Genomic DNA, 21,725 nt, shown 5'->3' with positions numbered 1-21,725 from the left:
ATAGTGAGGAGTCTCTCCTAATAAAGCCTACCCAATATACTGCCTAAAAACGCCGTAGAAGGTGGATTGGTTGGCTGCTGGGAAGGTTTCTATACGGGCGAGGACTGGAACTCGTCTTCCATCTCAGCGGTATCTTCTGAGGCATCGTCAGCGAAGTCGCTATCTTCGCCCATGTGTTCCTTACAGATGTAGCCCCGATCGATAGCTCGTTTGAACCGGACCCGCGTCGTACACTTCGGACAGGACAGCATCAGGGGCACGCTCACTTCTGCCTTCGTCGCGTGGGGGATTTTCCCCTTGTTCTCTAACGACTTCAGCGCCTTGAGGGAATTGTCGAGTGCGTTGTTGAGTGCGTACTGGATGCTCTCTGCTTCCCAGTTCGAGTCTGTCTTCTCGTCTGAGGACTCCTTTTGCGCTTCCAGACAGTTGGTGAAGTGCCGGTATAGCGTTGTCTTGGAGATGAAATCACTCGCGAGCTGCTCTCCATCGATTCCATCTTGCTCCAGATCTGCGATTATCTCGTCTTTCGCAATCTCGTCATCCCCGGTGAGGGCTTCATAGTCGGATTCCACCTGCGTTTCGATGGTCCTCCGATCGTGCTCGGTGTAGACCTTCTTGAGAATTCTGAGGTTGAAGTAATCCGTTAGCTCCTGGAGCCCCGTCTTCGGGAATTCGTTATGCCCGTTCCACCGGGCTAGAAGGTAGTCATTCAGATCCCCAGTTACCACGTCGGTTTTGAGGTCGTATCGGTCGATAGCCTTCCCAACCTTACAGCAACCCACCATATTACCATTCACTACGGTTTACTCCTATACAAAGCTTGTGTAAAATGGCGTGGCTATTACATATGGGGGTATTTCAACCCGGTGGTGTGAATATCTTGGTGTGGGTCCGGTTCCGGTCTGTCAGTTTTTCGTGTGTTTGGGGTGGGTGTTGGTTGGTCGGCTTGTGTCAGTTATTCCTCATGCGCTGTCGCCATGACATCCGCCGGCCGTGCTTGGATGAACTCGTCTATTTCGTTGGGGTGGGCGATGTGATCGAAGTTGTCGGTGTCGTTACAGCAGCTACACTGTTGGTCGCGTAGCATGATTATCTGCTGTTTGTAGCCGTTCTCACGTTCTGGTGTTGGCGGCATTAGATCCGTCCAGTGGACCCTCTTCCCGCAGCTACGACACGAGAACTGTTGTTGGAGCTTCCCGATCTCGATTGCGTGCTTGACCTTGTTAATGATCCGGGCCTTTTCGATGTCGTTCTTCGTCGGGGGCGAATCGAAATAGTACGTGAGGTGGTCGTACCCGTGGTTGGCGTCGACTGCCCAGTCTGTCGCGAACGCTTCGTCGGTGTTGCCGTGGGAGATGAGGCCCTCCTCCAGCTTGTTCTCCGAGTCTCCGTTCAGATCGAGGCTGTACACCGTCGCGATTTCACCAGTGTCCATCTCGATGTCCTGGATAGGGACGTAGTTGATACCTGCCTGAGTGAGGATGGTTCGGGTGGGATCTGGGTTGAACTCACGCTGGAAGTAGCCTGATTCTCTCGCAAGCCGCGCAAGGTGCCGCTCCGTTGAGCCGTCGATAAGAACACTGCCCTCCATTACTGCTGACCCCCGATTGCGAATCCGTTGCCAGACTTCATCATATTCCACCCGTAATCAGGTCGACAGTATAAACCCCATAGTTATTTGAAGAACTACCGCTTAGGGTCTGACTACTATGAAGAACTCCGCCTCCACGTCCCGCGATTCTCCGTCGGTACATTCTGACACGGTACATTCTGCCACCATTGATAGTATATCAGAATCGACAGTTGTTCTTGTCGGTGAATCTGAAGGTGGTGGTTGGTTAGCTTCTGCTGCCGAGAACCAACTGTGGGATCTGGTGCGACACGACAGCTATGACGAGGCTCTTGATGCTGTTCGAGCTGGAGAGGTTGATTGTATCGTCGATAATTCTTCTGTGCCTGCGAGTAGCAGCGCGGATTTCCTTGCGGACGTCCGATCGATCGACCGACCGGTCCCGTTCCTTCTCTGGACGGCGGACTCCGATACTGAGTTGTTGCGCGATATTCTTTCTGAACCCCATACGACCTTCGTCCCGAAGGCGACGGAGGGGGCCTCTGATGGGGTCCTGCTTAACCAGATCAACGAGGAGTTACGCAAGCACTATCTCCAGTACATCGCCGACGTTCAAGTCGACGCGATCGAAAATGCGAAAGACGGGATTGCGATTCTCAACCCGGATGGGGAATACGTTTACGTGAATCAAGCCCACGCTGAGATTTACGGATTTACCGGGCCTAATGACTTCCTTGGAGAAACGTGGCAGCTCTGCTACCGGCCTCAAGAGGTGAATTGGTTGGAACAAGAGGTCTTCCCACAGGTAGATGATGAGGGTGAGTGGGCGGGCGAGTTGACTGCCCGTCGCGAAGACGGGACCTTGTTCTCTACGGAGGTCTCTCTCACGGGCCTCGCAGAGGGCTGGCTGATCTGTGTCGTCCGAGACGTCTCCAGCCGGTATGAGTATCAGCGTGAGCTGGAGACTGAACGGGAACGGTTCAGTAAACTACTGAATGCCGCTCCGGACCCAATTCTAGTTGTGGATCCAGCCGACCGGACGATCGTAGAGTCGAACATGGCGGCACGTGATATCTATCAGACGCCGTTCCAACTCGAGGGCACGAGTATCTATGAACTGCCTTTAGAGAAAGATCGCGACCGTGCTGAGGAGTTATTCTCCCACATCTATGACAGGGGTGAGGGGTCTCACCAGGAATATTTCGATGGCGAGCCGATCATTTTGAAAACGGCTCAGGGCGAGACTGTACCTGTTAGTATCAACTCGAAACTGGTGAGGATCGATGATAGCGACTTCATACACACGATTATCCGCCCCATCGGCGAACAACTTGAGTATGAAGACAGTCTGAAAACACTCAACAGCGTCGTAACGGACCTTCTCGAACGCGACGGCGTGTCTGATGTCGCCCAAGTGGTTGTCGAGTCCGCGGTTGAAGAACTGGGTTACACTTCGTGTGGGTTGTTCGAGTTCGATTCGGATGCTGTCAGGCTCCAATTGTTGGGCTCGTCTGGCCCGATGCCGGAGGGGGTTGTCACTGAGCCCACGTTTGGGGCCGACGGGTCGAACGCATGGGAGGCGTACCGCGATGGCCAAATCAAGATCTACAACGGTGTTACGCTGTCTGGTGAGGGGGGCGGTATGGGTGATCGGGTTGGGAGTGAGATTATCGTCCCGTTAGGTGATGAAGGCGTCTTGCTACTCTCTGATTGTACTGGGTCGGAATTCGATCCGGTCGATATCGAAATCGCTGAGCTATTCGCCACAGCGGTTGAATCTGCCCTTTCGCGGGCGGAGAAGGTGAGATCTGTTCGTGAAAAGCACAAGCAACTGCGGAACGAGCGGAAGCATCTGGATTATGTAAACGACCTGAATGAGCAACTGCGAGCAGTTCACCACGCGCTTGTGAGTGCCGACTCCCGCTCGGAGGTCTACGCTTCAGTTGTCGATTCCCTAACCGAGATAGATGATTTCCTTGGTGCGTGGATCGGCTACACCGATCGAAAACGCGAAGAGATCGTCCCCATGGAGTCGTCTGGTGTTCCGGATTGGTATCTGGACGAGATGGACTTCGATCTGTACAGCAACCAACCTCACATCTCCGCGCAGGTTTCGACATCCGGGATGCCTGATGCGATTTCGAATATCGCATCGGGGCTGAAAAACGCTCCTGCGTGGCGGAAAGAGTCGGTCGATTACGGAGTCAGATCGGTTGCTGCGGTCCCGATCACGTACGATGGGGTCGGGTTTGGTGTGCTGGTGGTTGAAAGCCCCCTCTCGTCTCGCTTCGACGCACAGACTGTGGATGTTCTTTCAGAGATTGGTCTATTGACCGGCTTCGCGTTAAATTCGATCAGCCAGCAGCACAGTCTCATGAACGAAGGAACCACCGAGATGGAATTCGATATGCGGGGAGAAACGGGTGTGCTGTCGTTAATCGCTCAACGGCTTGGGGCATCTCTGCTTGTCCACAATGTCGTTCCCACCGCTGAGGGGTCATACCTCATCCACTGCGGTGTCTCGGATTCGGCGATTTCCGTGAGTGAATTTGCTGAAGCGGCTTCGTCTCACGAACGGGTGACGGATATCGACGAGATTTACGGTGATCCGATTCTGTTTGAGGTGACTGTGGACGGTGAATCGATCCCGACGAAAATCGGCGGGCATGGGATGAATGCTCGGGAGTTAATCGCGAAGCCTGATGGGAGCTACCGATTCAAACACACAGTGCCGCCTGAACTGCCGCAGACCCGATTTGTCGAGGAAGTTAAGGACTTCTTCCCCAACGCAAAGATCGACTGCCACGAGGCAAATTCGTCTACGTACACGGTCCCGTGGAACACCATCCTTGGTGACACCCTTACGAAAATCGAACTGGATACACTTCGCACCGCGTACGTGCGTGGGTACTTCCTGACCGGCGGTGACTCTGGGACGGAGATTGCGGAGTCACTCGGGATTTCCCAGTCGGGATTCTCGAAGCGGGTTCGGCGGAGTCAAGAGAAACTGAACAAGGTCCTGTGGGGGGACTCGCCGCGGATACCGTACAAAGAGTAGTGCCGTCTAACTGTTGAACTGAAGCCCCCACTCCTCGGCCATTTCGAACAGGTCATCGGCGTTCATCAGGCCGTAGATCATGGCGAATTCTCTTACGTCTGCTTTGTTGATCTCCGCGTCGTAGCGATTCTCGAACTCTCGCCTCACCGTCTTCACGAGGTCGTCGAGGTCGGGGTTTAGTTCGATCGTCGTCCGGCTACGTCCGGTCGAGGTCCCGTCTCTCCACATCGCGTACGGGACCTGTGGGTCTTCCTCGTGGTACTCTCGATCCATGAGCAGCTGGGCTATCTCCTCCGGGGAGTAGCGTCGGAGAATGTCGACATCCCCAAGCTCTGGAACGTTTCTACCGCGGGCCGAGTCCTGTTCCACCTTCGGGGCGGGGTCGGCGGTGGTTGTTCGCGTCCCTACTTGTTCTGTTCCCGAGGTCGTGCTCTGCTCGTCTCTCGTGTCTTCCACGGGCTCTGTTTCTTCGTCCGGTTCCAACTCGGTATCGTCGCCACCCTCCTCCTCGCTGAACGGATCCTGCATCGGCTCGCTTCCGTCCTCGAAGCTCATTGGCTGGCCTCCGTCGTGACAGGCTCCTTGACGGCTAACTCGGAGCTGTCGATCTCGCCCCAGAAGCCATCGCCAAGGAACAGCTCGTCTTCGTCCCAACCGCCGTTCGGTAGGTCCGCACCGGCCCGGTGTGCGATGTATGCCGCGAGAGTTCGGAACTTCGGCATGATGTCTGCGTTGTAATCGCGCATCCGCTGGCCTTTGAGATGGTCGAAGACCGTGTTGAACTCGTCCTCCGCCTTCTCGTACGCGCCCAGATTCTTGAAGTAGACTGGCGAGGGGTACGTCTCCTTTATTTTCTGAGAGTATTCCTGGTGGATGTTTTTGGACTTCTTCACCATCGTGGGCACGACGCCGACGTTGGTGATCGTGATGTCCATCGCATCGCCGAAGTTCTCGGTGCTGTTTTTCACCCCCTGGATGCTTTCGAACCCACCCCGAGTGGGGACGGCCGGGATCAGGATGTTTCGGGTGGCGTAGAGGGCTAGGTAGAGTGCTTCGTCGGCCTTTGCGTTCGGGTCAACGAGAATCACGTCGTACTCGCTCTGGATGTCGTTCTGCTGGAGGATCTGGAGGAATCGCTTGTAGCGTGGGTACTCCCACCCATCGGGCTTCCCCGACTTGAGGTACTGTGCGTGGTCGTCGAGGCGGTCGTCGACGGAGTTGAATCGTTTGTGCGACGGAATCACATCGATGTGTTGGGTCCCATCGACACTCCGTATCAGATCCTCGAACGGGCCTTTCCCTTGGTCGATCAGATGGAGCGTGACGTCGTCGGCATCTGGGTTGTGCTTGTCTTCGTCGAGGTCCAGGTAGTTCGAGACGCTCCCGTTTTGCGCGTCGAAGTCGACGATGAGCACGTCCAGCTCCTGTTCTGCGAACGCGCCAGCGAGGTCACGGGTGATCGTCGATTTGGCTTGGCCACCCGACTGGTTGTAAACGGTTAATGGCAGGACCATAGTGCGTGTTATCGTTCATGCGGGTAATAAATGTTCGTAAGACATACATCACCTTAGTGACTGTAGCACCTCCTGTTCAGTGTGTATGATGGTACAGAGTCGTAATGGTGGTTGTTCGTTATGGGTGTTCACAATGGGTGTTCATACTGTGCGTTCATAATGGATTCTCCAACATGACTCTCGTACAGATTGATCTTCCACTATCCTCGGTCTTGGTGGCCTCTGTGTCGTGTTTTGAACCACGAACGTTGGTAGTGTGTTTGTTCTGTGTCAATACTGTCTGGCCGGAAAATGTGGTAGTGGTGTTCATCCGGTATCGCCGATCGCGGACATCAGGATTCCATCGCTGTCACCCTGTTCAACACCCCTCAACAATCTTTCATCTCAGTCTTCCTTTTTACACTCGGTGTTCGGGGGTTCCTCTCCTCCACTCCTCACTGTGGGTTCTACAGCGGTGACTTGGAACGGACTCACCGTGTTTCACGGGGGGACTGAGGGGAAGAGTAATGACACCCCTTGGAGTATCCTGCTACAAGCCCTATGAGTAGTGACGGCAACGCGACGGGGGTAGTCGACGATCCGCAAGGCGGTTTCCAGCTTGGCGGCGACCTGACGGAGGCCGCTGCGGTGAGCCTTGACGCCTTCGTCGACATCCTCATCGGTTTCTTCCGAGTGTATCTTATCACGACGACGAGTATCTTCATCCCGATCCTGCTCTTCTTCGTTGTCAGTTACTACGCCGGTCTGTGGCCCAGCAGTTACGGGTCAGAGATGATGATCAGGCGGATTCGGCGTTCCTCTACCGGTCTCTTTGCCATCTCCGTCATCCTTCCCATCCTGTACCTTTCGATGTGGTTCCTCACGGGGACGGAGTCGCATGATGGACGGGCGGCCGATCTTCCATCGAGCGGTGTGTTCGGGACCTCGTGGGAAGAGCGTCTTATCGGACCTGAGCCTGCTTCGGGTGGTCTCGGGATGCTGGCCGACATCTTCGTTAGCATCTTCTACACGTACCAAGTGACGGTCACGTTCGTCCTGATTTCGATTCTTGTGTTCGCGTCGGTGATTTTCCTCGTGATGAAATGGCCGTCCGAAGTGGACCCACTGGTCCGTCGCGATCGCGTCTACCGCATTTCGTTTGGGATGCTCGTGTCGTTTTCCATCCTCCCGGTTCTGTACGCTATCAGCTGGATCGCAACTGGCTGGTACACTCCGAACGAGTCGTTCACCCGTGTCTCCCCGCAGATATCACTCCCGTATGATTCGCTGTTCGGGGGCTCTCAACACCCGTTCTTGGAGCAGTTAGCGGCCGAGAGCGACCCACTTGAGGTGACCTTACAGAATGTTCTCTCACTACACGTTGAAACGCTTCTCTTCGTCGGGATTCTCGCAATCGTGTTTGGTTCGATCCTGTTTGTGTTTTTGGGCAGGTCGAATTACTTTCAGACCAATCTTGGACAACAGTCGTTCCGCGGGGGCGTCATCATCGTCCTCGTGCTTCTGTTAGCACCGACTATCCTTGCTGGTGGGGCGTGGCTGGCTACTGGTGTTGCTAGTGGTGTCGATCTCGGTGAAGGCCCGCCCGGATTCACGTCGCAGTGCCAAGAATTCAAGGATGGTGAGATGGGTGCGTGGTCGGCATCGAGTGGAAGCGCCCAGATACAGCCTGATGGCTGGTCACTCCGAATTGATGGGACCCTAGAGCGGAGTGTCTCGGCGGCAAACCACGCCGATCGGATGGTTTCGATCACGCCAGCACAGGACTCGTACGGCGAAGATGAGTTCCATATCCAGATGTACGACGGCGACGAGCTGGTTCTGAATGAAACGACGACATATCGGGCGTCATTTACCGAAGAAATCCAGGGTGATGCGACCATCCAGATCAGTTCTGATGGTGGGGAACTCGACCGGCTCTGTACTGGTTTTCAGACGGTTGCTCTTCCCACCATCGCGTTGGAAATGGATGCACCTGAGGAGGTGATCCTTCGTGAGGGGATTGACATCGATTACAGCGTGTACAACGTCGGCCACGTGCCCACGGGAGAGGCGTTCGACGTTGGTGTCTACGCTAATGGAACTGGGTTCTTGGGTGAACACACGGAAGCATCTCAGACGTGGCGGCAGGATCCGCTGACCGGTGGTGAATTCAGCCACGAACAGGTCTCGTTCGACGGGCTGATCGATGCTCGGGCTGTTGGAGAAGTGGTGATCGTTACTGAGGTCGACCCGAATGGGGAGATGTCCCAACGGACGACCGTGCCGGGGCGGTCTACTCGAACGGTCAATGTTCTGTACGCGAACCTCGAGAGTTCGATTGATGCTGACGACGTCGAGCGCGCCAATCAAACCGACCTTCGCACTGAGGTGTTCAACAACGGGACGGCTTACAGCCTTGAAACGCCCTCTGACGTGCGGATACTCGACTCGGATGGTGGAACGGTCCGGTCGTGGTCTCCGATGGTCCCCGAATTGGATCCGCAGGAAGTCACACGAACTGACTTTGAGCATGTGTTTCGGGTTCCGGGGAGCTACACTGCCCAGATAGATGTCCACGATACCCTGTTCCCCGAGGGGTCTACCGACGAGGTAGACTTCGATATTATCGCGCCCGATCTTCGTGGTGAACTGGTCAACGTCGACGAAGACTCGCGGGTGGACACTGAGACGGATTTCGACGTGGTTGTTGAAAACGCCGGTAATCTCAACATGAGTGGTGGGACGACGGCTGATGTCGACCTTCGGAATTCCCAAGGCGATGTCGTTGATGAGTGGGTGGTCGATGTTCCTGAACTCGAGGAGGGGGGGACGTTCGAAACGACGCTCACGTCGACGATTGAATACGGTGGCGTTCACACGGTTTCGCTTGACGTTCACGACGAAGACTTCCCGTACGGCACTCAGGACTCCGATCAGATCATCGGCATCGGGCCGAACCTGGCGACGAACGTCGACGGCTCCCGGATCGATGTGGGCGACACGACGGACATCGACGTGGACATATCCAACATCGGGTCCGACGTGTCACTCGCGACGACCGCAGATGTGACTCTCCGAAACGAGTCCGGTGACGTGGTCGCCGAAACGCAACTGGATGTGCCGCCGATCGAGGCCGGCGAGCGATACACCGAACAGCCGTTCGATGTCGTAATCGACGAGGCGGGGTTCTACGACGTTGATGTCGATGTCGCCCCGACTGCTGATACGGGCCGGGCGACGGACTCGGATCGGTTCGAGGTGCGATACGTCGATCTCGTTGTCGATGTAGAGGCGACTCCACTCTCTGGTTCGAACGAAGCCCGGATCCACGTAACCGTCTCGAACGAAGGGACCGGACGAAGCGAGTCCGTTGATGTTGACTCGGTTGTTACTGACGAGGGAGATACGATCGTCTTCAGCCGAGCTCTCTCGTTTGGTGAGTTGAACCCTGGCCGTTCACAGACGCGGAGTCGCACGGTGGAGCTTGATTCTGATGGGCTTCACACCGTGACTGTTGAAATCGATGAGGAGGATGGCGACACCGACACTGCGACGTTTAGCAGTATGTCGCCGAACTTGGAGGGGAATATCACGGCGACGGAAACGGAGGTCTACGGGCTTGGAACGGACGTCCTCACCAAGGTCAGAAACGTGGGCTCTGAGGCGAGTGATCGCACAACTGCGGACATCACGGTCTACGACACGGCTGATGGAGACGTAGTTGATACGTCTCGTATCTCTGTTCAGAGTCTTGAAGCCGGAGAGCAACAAGAGCGGGGGGTGTCTGTGAACTTCCCCGGTGCCGGCGTCTATAAGGTCAAGATAGATGTCGATGACGACCTCTATCCGGGGAACACTGTTGATCACACCGAGGAGATTCACGTGTATCAGTCGGATCTCTCGGTGCGCCTCAGTGCGAACGATAGCGACCTCCCACCGGGGGCGACTGGTGGGGTGGAAGCGACGGTCTTCAACAACGGGAACCACCGCAGCGACCCGTACGATATTGAAGTCGAGTTCGTCAGCCCCCGCGGGTCGACGATTGCTGTTGAACAGGATACTGTGGAGAGTATCGGGGTTGGTGAGAATACGACGCTCGCGTTCGAATCTGTCCTCGACGACATCGGCAGGAACGACGTTATCGTCCGAGTTGATACCACGGAGTCTGGGAGAATCACCGATTCGACCGAGATAGATGTCTCCTTGCCACTTGAGGTTGAGGAAGTCGAGAGCCACATCCCGCCGGGCGAACAGGGCGTCGTCGACGCGACCGTTTCGAATCCGGGTGCTGTCGAATCCGAGACGTACGATGTTACGGCTCGGTTCATCGCCCCAGACGGTTCGACTGTCTCTACGGATTCGACGACTGTTGGCCCGATCCAGCCCGGTGAAGAGGAAACGCTACAGTTTGAGTCGACGCTGGTTGATGCTGGTGTTCACGATGTGATCGTCGATGTGGACACGGGTGGAGAGAACAAGCCCCGAGAGGGTGTGTATATTGAGGTTGTCCGGTCTGAACTACGGGGCCAGGTGAATGCTCGCGATATCGATGAGGGCGATCCCACGGATATTGATATCGTGGTGGATAACGTTGGGACCGACGTAAGCCCGGAGACGAACGTGACTGCCGTCCTGCGCGATCCTGATGGTAACGTGGTTGCTGATGAGCAATACACGGTGGGCGTCCTCGAGGAGGGCGAGAGCGACTCTCAGCAGGTGTTCGACACCGAGTTGGATGCCGTTGGCGTGTATGAGGTGGAGATGGTCGGCGAGCTCGAGGGGAGCGATGACCAGATCCAGTCCGTGCGTTCGTTCGAGGTCCTGTACTCAAACCTCACTGCGAGCGTCACGGCTGACGATGTCACGCGGGTCAACGAGGGCAACGTTCAGGTTGCAGTCGTCAACGAAGGGACTGGCCGGAGTGACGCAGCGCCCGCCCAGGTCGTTATTGAAGCGCCGGATGGCTCTGCTATTCGGAGTGTTGACCTTGATGTTCCCGCGCTGTCTGCTGGTCGCTCGTACAGCGAGACACTCGAGTTTACGACCGAGGAGGCCGGGACACACCGGGCGACTGTCGATGTGGAGGATGCCGATCGTCCGGATGGGACAGTTGCTGAGACGGAGTTCCACATCACTTGGCCGAACCTCCACGCTCACATCGAAGCGGAAAGCACCACCATCGAGGATAACACAGCAACGCTGAACGTGGATATCGAAAACGTCGGGCCGGGACAGAGTCGATCGACGACGGCGAGCGTGGATATCTTGGGTTCGTTTGGGAACATCGTCGGGACGCGAACGATTGATGTCCCCCCGATCGGTTCGGGTGAGTCCCATGAGGTGTCTGTCGATCATGTGTTTGACCGCCCTGGCTCCTACTTCGGTCGGATTCAGGTACAGGACCCCGAGTTCCCCGAAGGAACGACCGATAACACTGAAACTATCGATATCATTCACGGCCACCTGAACGGTGAAGTCGAATTCGATGAGGGCTACACGGTTGTTGAGAGTGAGACGCAATTCGAAGTGACCGTCCAGAACGTCGGCAACGACGGCGCTGCGCCGACCACCGCTGACGTGTGGATCACCAATGCTAACGGTGAGACGGTGTTTACGGATGTGATGGAGGTAGGCTCGCTTGCCAAGCGTGGTTCACAGAGCGAGAAGTTCACCGCGACTCTCAACACGAGCGGGGATGCGACAGCACACGTCGACGTGAACTACCCGAAGTTCCCGCTGGGGACTGAAGATCAGGATGACATCCGCGTCATCTCTCCTGACCTTCGTGCCGACCTGACGATCGACGACGTCCAAATGGGTTCGGAGACGACGATCCGGGTCGATGTGACGAACGTCGGTGAGACGCAGGCGGAGGCGACGACTGGGGAGTTGCTCATCTACAATCACGACATGGATCGCGTTGTTCGCGAGGAGTTCGCTGTGGAGAGTCTCGCCCCGGATGAGTCGACGAGTATCGAGTTCGTCCAGCTGATCGCAAAGGAGTGCTGGCGGACGGAGATGAGTTGTGCTCCGGGCGCGGAGCTTGGGACGGCGGGGACGTTCACGGGCAGCGTCGACATCTCGACGATGTTCGCTCCTGAAGGGTCTGAGGATTCTGATACGTTCTACGTAAGCGAAGACTAGGGGGTTGACTTCCTCTACGGGGATTGCTTGGAACTTGCGTATATGCGGTTATCTAACAGTCTGCTAGAACTGTGTCGTTAAGCGAGTCGCGCCGTGAGAATTTGTGTGAACTAAATCAGGAGTTATGTGTTCTCTGAATCGCCGGTATCGAGTTTTCCGGCGAGGTAGGCGTGGCCGCTGTCGGTGATCCTGTACACACCATTACCTAGGTGATCGACGAGATTGTGGTCGGCGAGCTTACTCAGCCGGCGCGAGATATTGCTCGATCCGACTCGGATGTTATCCCGCTCAGAGATCTTACTCGGGGTTTTTGGCCCCTCCATCGACAAAATTTCGAGGGTTCGGTCATCCCATATCGACATCCACTTGCCCGACTGTCTCATGGTGAAATCCACATTGGCGAATTGGGACACTACTATGCGGGGTATCACTCTCTGGATTACAATTATCGATTGGGCGAGTGGTATCAAATCAGGATTGACTGGGGCAGCAGCGGTGATTTTGTAGTCGAGATATACGGTGAGGACGGTTCTCTTCTTGATGGTCCATTAGTCGGGAATGACTCTCGTTGGAGTTCCGGTGGGATCGGATTCAATTCGGCTGGTACAGCTGATGAAGTGTATGATTACGTGGTCTTGGAGTAGCTGAGTTTGATGCTTATACCTATCCAGATGGATCGACCGGAATGGCTAATATTGCGTGTCTTGAGCGTTAGCGTATGACTGATGGATCGAGTCGGTTTACTAGCGATCGGCGTACTCACCAAGAGGCATCTTGGGCTGGTCAAGCGGACTGGGAAGCTGGCACCACTGAGAACGTCGAGCTCGTGGCCGACGATCTAGTGGGCCAATCTCCACTTCAAACAGGTGAGATATCGGAAGGTAGGGTGGCCCGTTGGATGATGAATGATGGCTCTGGTCCGGTCACGGATGAGTTCAGCAATTTCGACTTGGCGCTCAGCGGTGCATCATATTCCTCTAGTGGATATGAAGGGCCACATTCTCTGCGATTCGATAGGAATGGGAGTGAGTACGCTCACACAACTACTAGCGACGTTTGGAACGACATATCTACTAATGACTCATTCACGTTTATCGGGTGGGTGTACCCGTTCATAGACGACCAGCAATTTTCTGCACTCGTCATGAATGCCCCACCTGATGGGAACCAATCTATCCGGTTCGGCATCAATGGTGGGGCGAGTGGTTATGATATGCACATAACCCTGGAAGACAGTTCCTTCAATGTTGGCGGGAATAGATATTCAACAAATACGTGGGAACACTTCGCTGTTACATATAATGGTTCAACTCTCACGTTCTACAAAGGTGGAGCGGATATTGGGTCTGAAACGCTGAATGAGCCCCTGCCGGATTACAACGAAAATCTGTATGTTGGTGTTTGGCCTGGTGGGGGCAACCCAGATTGGTTCGACGGGAAAATAGACGCAATGGATATTTACAGTCGGGAACTGAGCAGTTCTGAAGTCTCGAATCATTACGATACGGGGGGTGTCAGTGGATGAGCGGTTTAGTGTGGGGCCTCTCTTGCTGGGGTGGCTGGAATGCCTGTCGTGTGTTTCTGGAGTGTGGTTTGTATGACTGATGAGTCGAGTCGGTTCACCAGCGATCGGCGGCCCCGTGAGGGCGCATCGTGGGGGACTGGCGAGGATTGGCTGAATGGTACTACTGAGAACGTTGTGGTTGTTGGTGGTGAGTTAGTCGCTCAAACCCCACTCGACGATGGTGTGCCTACTAGCGAAAAGTGGCAGAAACCTGTTGTTGCTAATTCCGAGGGAATCGCTCGAACGTCAGGGAATGGTTCTATTGACGGTGACGTGTCGACGTACTCTGTCCTTGATTCTTCAGAGAGTGGTTATATCGAATATTCTGTTGACCAAGAGTACAAGCAGATCAGATTTGATTTTGACGGTACGAAAGGCTCGATCGACATCTCACTTCAACCGTCAGGAACCGTGATTAAAGAGGATTGGGACGTCTCCGGTAACCCTTGGTATGTCGTCTCTTTGGATGATGAATTAGATAACGGGTGGAAATCCAGCGAGAATTTCCGAGTTCAAGTTGATGACTCGACGAATAAGCGAATCGCTGAAGTAGAGGTTGACGTAGATACGTGAGTTCGTTGTGTCTGTTTTTGTAGCGTTGTGTGCTGACTTAGTTGGATGATACAGCCGCCGAAGTGTGGTTACTCTTGGAGTCGTCCCGCCCATGGCTGGTTTTGGGTGTTAGCGACCGGAACACCTAACGTCGTGTACTGGAACATGTAGGCTATGACGGGGGAACCGAGCCGGTTCACTAGCGATCGACGTCGTCGGGAGAGTGCGTCGTGGGTGGATGGTAGTGATTGGCAGGCTGGGATTGCTGAGAATGTCGATGTCGTTGAGGAGGGGCTGGTCCCTCGCACCCCGCCACAAGCGGGGGATGTTCCTGCGACAGCCGTTGAGACGTTTGAAGACGCTAATGTTGGTGAGTATAATAAGGATAGCAATGGTCGGGGATCATTCTCGACAACGACGAGCCGGTATTGGATGGGGTCGCGCTGTGTTGAGTTCGATAATGCCAGCTCGACGAAGGTGTTCTCCCGAGAAGGTGACGGTCTAAACTACTACCCACAACAGGGGGATGTTGTTGAGTGGTACATCTATGCTGATTTCATCGAAACGTGCTCCACTTCCGTTGTCATCGGGACGAATGGGAACCCGTCAAATTGGGTTCAGGGGTATGAGTGTGAGATCCGCGCAGATGGGAATAATTCTGATTTCTCCATGGCGTTAGATTCTCGTGAAGGATCTTTTTCGAGGGTGTCTATCGGGAACTACCTTGACGAGTGGTTACGGGGGCGGTTTGAGTTTTCTTCGGACGCCAATTTGGTCTATGAGTTGTATCAAACGAACGGTAGCGACGATCGGGGAGATCACACACTCATCAATTCAGTAACGTACGATGCTGCGGGTGAAGCCGCTCTCGGTAATCGGGCTTTCGGGTTTTTCTCAAACAATTTCGGTAATGGTGGTCGTCGATCACGCGCCTTCTTCGACGAGGTTTGCGTCAGTGAGGGCGTTGTCTGATTTTTTGACCGGAACACCTAACGCCTCTCTCTGAAATGAGGAGTGTATGACTGATGGATCGAGTCGGTTCACCAGCGATCGGCGTACTCGAATGGGGGCGTCTTGGACTGAGCAAGCCGACTGGGAAGCTGGAACTACAGAGAACGTTGGGCTGCTGGCCGACCGATTAGTGGGTCGCCCCCCATCAGAAGGGAGTGGGACACAGACTCGTGTAGTCGATGACTTTGATGAAGTCCTCTATGAAGGCGAAGGGAAGGCCCTCAGTGACTACTACAGTAACGATGTATCCCAGTTCACACGCCGAAGTGGTGGTGTCCACGAAGGAGGGTATGTGCTTGAAGGATCGCATAATGGTGGGCAGTCAAATTTCTGGATGGTCTCTTACGAAGGCGATGGGTTGGATTACCCACAGGAGGGAGACACGTTTAGCTACTGGAATTGGGTCGATAAGGCTTCTATTGGTGGCAACGCTGGTAATATATTCTGGGGGTATGATGAGAATGATGGCACCAGGTTTAACTTGCGATTGAATCGGGGTAATTCAGATTTTTACGTCTATGCTCCTGACGGTACAGTAATTATTGACAGGGTGTCGTACTCTTACCCCGCAAATGCGTGGGAAGAGTGGGAGATCCAATGGTTGCCTAACGAGATCGTTGTGACCGTGTACGATCGAGATGGTAATGAGCAAACATCCGTAAGTGGTTCACATAATAGTTCTCGAACGTCTGGTGGGGTTGGATACTACGTCGGTGCTAATCGACCTATTGTTGTTAGGATAGACAACGTGGGCATCAAATGAGCGTCTCCCCGGCCTCTTGGTCTTTCACGGCAGTTTTTGACCGGAACACCTAACGCCTCTCTCTGAAATGAGGAGTGTATGACTGATGGATCGAGTCGGTTCACCAGCGATCGGCGTCTCCGCGGGGATACTTCATGGGAGAGCGAAAGCGATTGGGCGGCGGGGATTGCTGAGAACGTCGACGTCGTTGATGGGGGGTTGGTGGCCCGAGATCAACTTGTCGAGAGTGGTGAGCTTCCCAGTAATGTCGTCGACGACTTTGAGAGTGGCTCGCTGTCTGAATACGGGTATATTGATTCTCCGTTGGAAGTCACTCAGGCGCGAGCGTTCGACGGTAGTTGGTCACTTCGCGATGATCATCCGGAGCGCACGAGTGAGGTCTTCGCTGTTTCAACGTCCGGGCTTGATGACTATCCGAAGGCGGGGGATGTGATCTCGTACCGGAATTATATTGAATCGTCGTCGGCTGGCGATCCTGTCTCGCAGTTCTACTTTGCGGCTCAGTCCGAGTCTGCCTACCCTGATGGCTACTGCGTCAATCTCGACAGGAACAATAACGGTGTAGAGTTGCTTCGGGATGGGTTTGTGTTGGATTCGGTTGGTATTAGACCTCCAGCTGACGAGTGGTTGCGGGTACAGATTATTTGGGGGCAAAATGGCCAGATCGATGTTGTCGTCGAGGGCTCTGGCGGATCGGAGATTGCGTCTTTGAGTGCGCTGGACCCCACATACGTGGCGGGAGGAATCGGGTTCGCTTGTAACTACTACGGGGCTGGGAGTGGTTCGGGAATTGATGAAGAGGTCTACTGGGACGAGATCTTGACGACGTGATCGTTATTCGATGCTGTTGTCGGCTCGGTGGTGGGGTTGACCGGAACACCTAACGCTCTGTACTTGGTCAGATAGGTTATGACAGGCGGAGAAAGCCGATTCACGAGCGATCGGCGTGTCCGTGAGGGTGCGTCGTGGACGGGCGATGGAGACTGGGCAGCGGGTGTGTCTGAAAATCTGGATATCGTTGAGGGTGGCTTAGTCCCCCGGCCCGCGGTGGGGGTTGGGGTTCTGCTAGAGGGTTTTGAAGGAGGGTCGCTCAACTCTGCGTACGGCGGTGGGACTACACACGCTTCGATACAGAGTTCACCCGTGTATGCGGGCGATCACTCGATGGAGCTCATGGGTGACAAGTACAACGTGATTTCGCGGACAGATCTGGCTGTTGAACGCGGTGGTGTTTACAGCGGGTGGGTCATGAACAAGAGCGTGTCTAGCTCGACTGTCTATCAGCGTGAGGCGGGTATTATCTTCATGACTCAGGAAGGAACTGCGACGCCTGGGGGGTACTACATCGAGCTTCGACAAGACGATAACAACGTCATTGTTTTCAGGAGTGGGGCCGGTGAATCCCCAGTAACAGACAAGATCGCGACCAAATCTCTGTCGCAGTCGCTTGACACGTGGTACGAGGTGGTGTTTGAGCCGAGGGTGGGTGGGACTGAGGTATACCGAATAAACGATGCCGAGGGGGTTGAGCTAGCGACTTTCTCGACTGCGGATGGCACGTTCGATGCCGGAGGGATCGGGTTCTCCCATGGCGGGGACAGCGATGAGCATCAAGGACAATTCGATGAAGTGAGGCGGTGGGAATGACCCAGTTAGCATCTGAGCCTCTACCACACCCCACGCGCAGCGGGTGTTGATGTATGAGTGAGAAAACAAGCCGGTTCACCAGCGATCGGCGGACCCGAAGAGGGGCGTCTTGGGCTGATCCGGAAGACTGGGGGGCGGGTGTAGCCGAAAACGTTGATGTAGTTGACCGTGGCTTGGTGCCTCGCAGGTCGACGCCATCAAGCGACGGTGAGCCCAGTAATGTAGTTGAGAACTTCGAAGACGGGAGTTTGGGTGCGTGGTCTGAAACCAGCAATGTCAAGATTGTAAGCAACCGTGCGTATGACGGTTCAAACAGCCTTCATGCTTCTTCTGGGACGTCTACTCGTGATTATCTTTTAGGCCAGCGCAGTCTGGGTGCGGGTGTGTCTACTGTTCAGTTGTTTTGGCGCGAGACCGGTTCATCCTACGGGCATGGCTACCAGTTCCTAGATGCTGACGGTGGGCGTGTGGCCGGCGCTGGGACTAGCAACCCAGCTTGGATCTATGTAGACGGCGGAAGTGGGTATGAACTGTATTCCGGTGACGGATACGGTAAGTGGGTTCGTCTGCGTCTAGATTTCGACTACGCTCAAGAGGATGTGACGTACACTTTTGAAGACCTCGAGTCGGGGGCTCAGCGGACTGTGACAGCGGATATGGATGCTACGGGGTCTGTTACGCAGATACAGAAAGTCAACGTTGGTACTGAGAATACACTAGCGGAGCAGCGTTTGAACACAAGTGGAAGTTATTACGGCGCTCTCGATTCATGGACAGACTACATCACGATAAACTGATGAGCCGGTTTTCACGTGGGGGACTGCTTTCTTATGTCCCCACCGGAATACATAACCTTCTCTGCTTGGTTATTGGGCATATGACTGGCGAATTGAGTCGGTTCACCAGCAATCGGCGGACTCGAGGAGAGGCGTCGTGGAAAACTGATGAGGATTGGAAGGCGGGCGTGGTTGAGAATGTTGAAATCTCGGGTGGGGGGCTGGTACCGACACCCCCTCCGGAGGGCGGCGAAGACCTCGATTTTGTCACGGACAACTTTGAGGATGGAAGCCTCACAGAGTACGTTGTAGACTCCTCTAAGGACAATGGTAGCGCAAGCGTGGTTCAGAGTTCAAGATCGTTAGAGGGGGATAACCTGGCTCGGATCGCTACGAATGGAAGGGTGTTCGCACTGGGGTCGACGTCTGGTTTATTCTCGTATCCGAGTGCGGGAGACATCCCAACTTTTCATGTTCTCTTCCCAAACGGAGACAATAATGCGCTGTATCTATACTATGGTGTTCAACAGGGAGATCGGGCGAACGGTACAGGATACCGAGTCACACTTCGGAACAAGCATAATTCCATGCGGCTGGATAACCGGCGCTCGGGGGGAACGGTCGCGAACAGCAGCACTCGGAATATCCCGTCTAATGAATGGCTCACAGTTGAAGTTGATTGGCGTACGGACGGAGACCATTTCGTAAAAGTATTCGATTCTGAAGGCTCCGAGTTGGGGTCTATGTCTGGTACAGATAGTGGGCTTACATCTGGGGGGATAGGGTATGGACTTAACAACCGGAATGGTAACAGTTCAGTTGCTTACGTGGATTTTGTCGGCTATCGTTCACCGTGAGGGCGGAAGACCTAACCTCTCGTGCGGGGTCCGATAGAATATGACTGGTGAGGGGAGTCGATTCAAGAGCGACCGCCGCGGGTGTGATGATGCTTCGTGGTCCAGCATACAAGACTGGGATCAGGGGGTGGGTAAGAACGTCGACATCGTCGATGGTAGTGTGGTCCCCCGAGCACCAAATCAAATCGCTGAGCGGCCTGATAGTGGCATATCTCGTTTTGCGTTTGAGCAAAATGTAGCCGATTCTTGGGGAGATAATGGTGGTGTTGATGGAACCTCTGTGGGGTATAGTGTGGATTCCCCAGTTGGTCAGTATGCTAAGCGATTTGACGGTAACGGTGAGGTCACTTTCGGGGAGGTCTTCCAGATTTCATCTGACGCATCGATCTCAGTGTGGTTGAACGTGACATCCGGAATTGGCGATGTCGTTCCGATGGTCCACAAGGGGCGGGCTTACCAATTTCATGTACACGCTGATGGGTCGCTCTGGTTTGGAACATTCGGCCATGGCTACGTCTCTAATCAGTTGTCTTGGGAGCTGGGTAGGTGGTATCACTGTCTTATCGCTTGGGATGATTCGAATAGCAGAGCACAGTTCTACCGTGATGGGGTGGCCGTTGGAGCGATGTCTGGGAATGATGGTCCAGGTGGTTCGGGGACCTTCCGAGTAGGTCACAAGGCTGATGGTGGTGGTTATCTCCATGGAATGATTGCCGACCTACGCATCTATGGTGAAGCTCTCTCCTCGGTAAGAGTGTCTGATCTATACAATACGGGCTCTATTCGTTGAGGTTCCTTACGGTCTGATCGTCGGGGTTTCTTGGGGGAAACGGTTTTAGTTGGGTACTGCTTGGATAGGGTATGCTAGGCCAGTCAGCTCTCCGAAAAGGCACTGTGACGTATGCGGTGTACTTCTACGTGCTGATCACCGTGGGGAGTCTTCTGTCGATCGCGTACTCGCTTCAAGGTGGTCACTACCTAAGCTCGCTTCATGCGATTGGGTTGCTCCTCGTGATCCTCGCGATTGGGTTCTCGGTGTTGCGTGGTGATTATCTTCAGACAGATGTGCGATCGCGAGTAAGCGAGGACGGTTTCGAAGAGGATGGAGATCACGATGCTGCGGGTGACCTCCCCTTTAGTGCTGGTTTTTGGGAGGCTCTTTACACCCGGTACATCGACCGGTCTGAGTTCAGGCGTGTCGAAATGGGGATGTACGCCGTTGGTGTCCTCTCACTGGGGATTGTCCAAGCAGCCGTGAAGTTCGGAGTCTGAACTTACAGAGATACCGCTGAGAGCGCGATGATGTCTCCGATGGTGACTGCGGCCACAACCCCGAGAAATAACGGAACGATAAGCGGGAAGGCTGGCTGGATCCGTACCGACTGAGCGGTCAGTATGTGCTCGAGGCCGCCCCGGAGGTCGTCTGGTGACGCCCCATATGCCGTGTGGGTGATCGAGTCCAGAAACGTTTCTGTCCCCCACACGTCGTCTTTCTCGATGGCGACGTTCCTGTCGGCAATAGTGGGATTCTCGTGGCTATCGAAATCCTCTGACGCAAGCGGGTGTCCTGTGGTGATCTCCGAGTAAACCACACCGTCGTCGATTTCGTAGACGGCTTCGATCTCGGTGGGCGTTCTGTGCTCGTCCGAGTGTTGAAGGATGTCCTCTATAGTGACGTTCTTCCACCGGAGGTACATACGGAGTGCGTCGAGATCGAGGGTGTTTGATTCTCCTGTATCGTCGGTCCACCGCAACTGTCCGGGCGTTTCCGGGATCTTGCTGACGGGGACCTTTTCGGTCATCAGCAGGTCGAGGCCCCGCTCTCCACGTCTGAGGTTCTGTGCCCACATCTTGAGGAGGTACAGGAGCACAGCGAACAACATCGCGTTGAATCCGATTGCGATAAGCGCGATCTGGGGCCGGTAGATAGGTAACAGTATGGAGAGTGCCGGTAGGGCGTACTCGATGGGGGTCGGGAACACAAGTCCGAGCGCGAACAGCGCCTTCGCGTCAGCTCCTCCGAACGCTCCCGTCCGGAAGAGAACCATCGCGAGGAATCCGGTCGCGGGTGGGACGATGATGAGCTGTGTGAGGATCCGGTACTCGTCAACTGTGTGGATAGGGGCGATTTGGTCGACCTGCCAGACCGCGGCGATAGCTCCGATAAAGATGAGGACCGCCCAGACCCGGCGGTCGACACGTCTGGTGTGGTGGTCGCTCCATGCGGCCCACGCTAGCGGGGCGATCGCCAAGAGGCGAAGTAGATCCGGATCGGCATCTATCATGTCGT

At 54.9% G+C, this 21,725-nt stretch carries 18 protein-coding genes; 12 read left to right on the top strand and 6 right to left on the bottom strand.

Features of this window, described 5'->3' with window-relative positions; translation table 11 throughout:
* Positions 1-89 precede the first annotated feature (89 nt).
* Together rdfA and NO877_RS15010 are read right to left on the bottom strand one after the other, a co-directional pair.
* Positions 90-797, bottom strand: a complete 708-nt coding sequence (gene rdfA / locus NO877_RS15015; RefSeq protein ID WP_256397165.1) for a rod-determining factor RdfA — start codon at positions 795-797, stop codon at positions 90-92.
* Between the two features lie 158 nt (positions 798-955).
* Positions 956-1,591 (bottom strand): hypothetical protein, encoded by a 636-nt coding sequence (locus NO877_RS15010; protein WP_256397164.1) that lies wholly within the window; start codon positions 1,589-1,591, stop codon positions 956-958.
* A gap of 118 nt (positions 1,592-1,709) precedes the next feature.
* On the opposite strand from NO877_RS15010, the gene NO877_RS15005 reads away from it, so the two are divergent.
* Positions 1,710-4,628: a PAS domain-containing protein gene (locus NO877_RS15005; protein WP_256397163.1), complete on the top strand. Its 2,919-nt coding sequence runs from the start codon at positions 1,710-1,712 to the stop codon at positions 4,626-4,628.
* A gap of 6 nt (positions 4,629-4,634) precedes the next feature.
* Here the strand turns inward: NO877_RS15005 and NO877_RS15000 are convergent, their stop codons facing one another.
* Both NO877_RS15000 and NO877_RS14995 read right to left on the bottom strand, forming a co-directional pair.
* Positions 4,635-5,183, bottom strand: a complete 549-nt coding sequence (locus NO877_RS15000; protein ID WP_256397162.1) for a DUF7970 domain-containing protein — start codon at positions 5,181-5,183, stop codon at positions 4,635-4,637.
* Positions 5,180-6,142, bottom strand: coding sequence for a ParA family protein (locus NO877_RS14995; protein ID WP_256397161.1), 963 nt, complete (start codon positions 6,140-6,142; stop codon positions 5,180-5,182). Before NO877_RS14995 ends, NO877_RS15000 begins: the two co-directional genes overlap by 4 nt.
* A 540-nt stretch (positions 6,143-6,682) precedes the next feature.
* Here NO877_RS14995 and NO877_RS14990 point away from each other — a divergent pair.
* The gene (locus tag NO877_RS14990) at positions 6,683-12,265 is read left to right on the top strand and encodes a CARDB domain-containing protein (RefSeq protein WP_256397160.1); all 5,583 of its coding nucleotides are present in this window, start codon (positions 6,683-6,685) and stop codon (positions 12,263-12,265) included.
* 122 nt (positions 12,266-12,387) lie between these two features.
* Here the strand turns inward: NO877_RS14990 and NO877_RS14985 are convergent, their stop codons facing one another.
* Complete coding sequence (locus tag NO877_RS14985; protein WP_256397159.1) at positions 12,388-12,678, bottom strand: winged helix-turn-helix domain-containing protein; 291 nt, start codon at positions 12,676-12,678, stop codon at positions 12,388-12,390.
* A 305-nt stretch (positions 12,679-12,983) separates the two neighbouring features.
* On the opposite strand from NO877_RS14985, the gene NO877_RS14980 reads away from it, so the two are divergent.
* The 10 genes from NO877_RS14980 to NO877_RS14935 all read left to right on the top strand — a co-directional run bounded on the left by NO877_RS14980 (position 12,984) and on the right by NO877_RS14935 (position 20,707).
* A complete protein-coding gene (locus NO877_RS14980) occupies positions 12,984-13,790 on the top strand; it encodes a LamG domain-containing protein (RefSeq protein WP_256397158.1) in 807 nt (268 codons plus the stop codon).
* 72 nt (positions 13,791-13,862) lie between these two features.
* Complete coding sequence (locus NO877_RS14975) at positions 13,863-14,402, top strand: hypothetical protein (protein ID WP_256397157.1); 540 nt, start codon at positions 13,863-13,865, stop codon at positions 14,400-14,402.
* A 153-nt stretch (positions 14,403-14,555) separates the two neighbouring features.
* Entirely contained in the window at positions 14,556-15,353 is a 798-nt protein-coding gene (locus tag NO877_RS14970; RefSeq protein ID WP_256397156.1) for a hypothetical protein, read from the top strand.
* A 46-nt stretch (positions 15,354-15,399) separates the two neighbouring features.
* On the top strand, positions 15,400-16,155 hold the full coding sequence (locus NO877_RS14965; protein WP_256397155.1) for a hypothetical protein: 756 nt from the start codon (positions 15,400-15,402) through the stop codon (positions 16,153-16,155).
* 78 nt (positions 16,156-16,233) lie between these two features.
* Complete coding sequence (locus NO877_RS14960; protein WP_256397154.1) at positions 16,234-16,986, top strand: hypothetical protein; 753 nt, start codon at positions 16,234-16,236, stop codon at positions 16,984-16,986.
* A gap of 165 nt (positions 16,987-17,151) precedes the next feature.
* Positions 17,152-17,802 carry a hypothetical protein gene (locus NO877_RS14955; RefSeq protein ID WP_256397153.1) on the top strand — a complete coding sequence of 217 codons (651 nt, stop codon included), beginning with the start codon at positions 17,152-17,154 and terminating at the stop codon, positions 17,800-17,802.
* A 53-nt stretch (positions 17,803-17,855) separates the two neighbouring features.
* Positions 17,856-18,599, top strand: coding sequence for a hypothetical protein (locus NO877_RS14950; protein ID WP_256397152.1), 744 nt, complete (start codon positions 17,856-17,858; stop codon positions 18,597-18,599).
* 80 nt (positions 18,600-18,679) lie between these two features.
* Positions 18,680-19,435, top strand: coding sequence for a hypothetical protein (locus NO877_RS14945; protein ID WP_256397151.1), 756 nt, complete (start codon positions 18,680-18,682; stop codon positions 19,433-19,435).
* 40 nt (positions 19,436-19,475) lie between these two features.
* The gene (locus NO877_RS14940; protein WP_256397150.1) at positions 19,476-20,225 is read left to right on the top strand and encodes a LamG domain-containing protein; all 750 of its coding nucleotides are present in this window, start codon (positions 19,476-19,478) and stop codon (positions 20,223-20,225) included.
* A 71-nt stretch (positions 20,226-20,296) separates the two neighbouring features.
* Positions 20,297-20,707, top strand: coding sequence for a hypothetical protein (locus NO877_RS14935; protein WP_256397149.1), 411 nt, complete (start codon positions 20,297-20,299; stop codon positions 20,705-20,707).
* Between the two features lie 2 nt (positions 20,708-20,709).
* Here NO877_RS14935 and NO877_RS14930 read toward each other — a convergent pair whose 3' ends face one another.
* Positions 20,710-21,687: an A24 family peptidase gene (locus NO877_RS14930; protein WP_256397148.1), complete on the bottom strand. Its 978-nt coding sequence runs from the start codon at positions 21,685-21,687 to the stop codon at positions 20,710-20,712.
* Positions 21,688-21,725: the final 38 nt, after the last annotated feature.

This window comes from Halohasta litorea (genome assembly GCF_024494645.1).
Classification (GTDB): domain Archaea; phylum Halobacteriota; class Halobacteria; order Halobacteriales; family Haloferacaceae; genus Halohasta; species Halohasta litorea.
Note: the sequence above shows the minus strand (reverse complement) of the source record. Positions and strands in the feature narration are given on the sequence as shown.